1 protein-coding gene is annotated in these 2092 nt (G+C 72.2%); it reads left to right on the top strand.

The genetic code is table 11. The features are described 5' to 3' along the window. Nucleotides 1-406: 406 nt before the first annotated feature. On the top strand, nt 407-1843 hold the full coding sequence (locus tag ETD96_RS43565; protein ID WP_274704691.1) for a GuaB1 family IMP dehydrogenase-related protein: 1437 nt from the start codon (nt 407-409) through the stop codon (nt 1841-1843). Nucleotides 1844-2092: the final 249 nt, after the last annotated feature.

Here is a 2092-nt window from a genome sequence, read left to right as displayed (position 1 = left end):
TGCGGGCATGGCCGACCGGGCCCAAGTGCGTGACCTGCATGCGCTTCTCCCGGGGGTTCTGCCGTCACGCCCAATTACGGCGGGTCCGCCGCCGTCCGCGTGAGACACATGTAAAAAAAGTGCATCGTGGGCGCAGTTACGTCAAGAGGTAACTTTACAGAGAGCCAAGCCCCACGTTGCACCGTTTTCCACCGGGTCAGGCGTTTCACTTTCGTCCTGCCTGGAAGAGCCCGGGGACATCGCCGCGGAGCGGCCGGTCGCACCCCGGGGACACACAGTCATCACCCCTGGGTACGGGGCCGCGGCGGCCCCGCGGCACCGCGTGGCGGGACCATCGCCGGGTATGGCGGAGAATGTACGGTGGCCCAGCCACCCCGGATCCGCGATTGGTGTGTGTAGTACAGCCGTGCACCTGCTGAACGGTGAGCGTTCCGCTCACGACCTGACCTACAACGACGTCTTCATGGTCCCGCGCCGCTCGGCGGTCGGTTCCCGCCTGGAGGTCGACCTGTCGACCTCCGACGGCAGCGGCACGACGATCCCGCTCGTGGTGGCGAACATGACGGCCGTGTCCGGCCGCCGGATGGCCGAGACCGTCGCCCGGCGCGGCGCGCTCGCCGTGCTCCCGCAGGACATCCCGGCCGACGTCGTCGCCGAGGTGATCGGCTGGGTCAAGGGGCGCGACCTGGTCGTGGACACCCCGATCCGGCTGGACCCGGGCAGCACCGCCGGCGACGCGCTCGCCCTCCTGCACAAGCGGGCGCACAACGCCGTGATCGTGGTCGAGGACGACCGCCCCGTCGGCGTGGTCACCGAGGCCGACTGCCAGGGCGTCGACCGGTTCGCGCAGCTGCGCGACATCATGTCCCGCGACCTGGTGACGCTGCCGGCCGGCGCGGACCCGCGCGAGGCGTTCGACCGGCTGCACGAGCGCGGCCACCGGCTCGCCCCGGTCGTCGACGCCGACGGGCGGCTCACCGGCGTCCTCACCCGCACCGGCGCGCTGCGCGCCACCCTCTACCGGCCCGCCGTGGACGCCGCCGACCGGCTGCGCATCGCCGCGGCGGTCGGCGTGAACGGCGACGTCGCGGGCAAGGCCAAGGCGCTGCTGGAGGCGGGCGCCGACCTGCTGGTCGTCGACACCGCGCACGGGCACCAGGAGAAGATGCTGAGCGCGCTGGCCGCCGTCCGCGGCCTCGACCCGGCCGTCCCGGTGGTGGCGGGCAACGTGGTGACCGCCGAGGGCACCCGCGACCTGATCGAGGCGGGCGCCGACATCGTCAAGGTCGGCGTGGGCCCCGGCGCGATGTGCACGACCCGGATGATGACCGGCGTCGGTCGCCCCCAGTTCTCCGCCGTGCTGGAGTGCGCCGCCGAGGCGCGCCGCCTCGGCCGCCACGTGTGGGCGGACGGCGGCGTCCGGCACCCGCGCGACGTGGCCCTCGCGCTCGCCGCCGGCGCCGCGAACGTGATGGTGGGGTCCTGGTTCGCCGGCACCTACGAGTCGCCCGGCGACCTGCAGCGCACCGCCGACGGCCGGCTCTACAAGGAGAGCTTCGGCATGGCGTCCGCGCGGGCGGTGCGGCTGCGCACCGCCGAGGACTCCCCCTTCGACCGGGCCCGCAAGGCCCTGTTCGAGGAGGGGATCTCCACCTCGCGGATGTTCCTGGACCCGCGCCGCCCCGGCGTGGAGGACCTGATCGACCAGATCGTGGCGGGGCTGCGCAGCTCGTGCACCTACGCGGGCGCGCGCACGCTGGAGGAGTTCCACGAGCGGGCCACGGTCGGGATCCAGAACCCGTCCGGGTTCGCCGAGGGGATGCCGCTGTCCACGAGCTGGTAAAGCATCCGGCGAGTTGATGATCCGCTCCGGGCTCCCCAAAACGGGGTCCGATTCTCTATCCTGATCAACAGCTGCACCAGAGGCAACACCCGCTCGCATTCGGTCGACTCCCACGCAACCTTTGCCCGGTTCCGCGCGTCCATCATGTGAGCCGGGGCTTAAATCACCGTGGGTGGGAATCGGAGCGTACATGGGTCGGTCGTCGAGTCGGCACGCTCGGGACGGGGGCGGGGACGGTCCCTCCGGCGG

This window comes from Actinomadura geliboluensis, assembly GCF_005889745.1.
Classification (GTDB): domain Bacteria; phylum Actinomycetota; class Actinomycetes; order Streptosporangiales; family Streptosporangiaceae; genus Spirillospora; species Spirillospora geliboluensis.
This window is presented reverse-complemented; position numbering and strand designations above follow the sequence as displayed.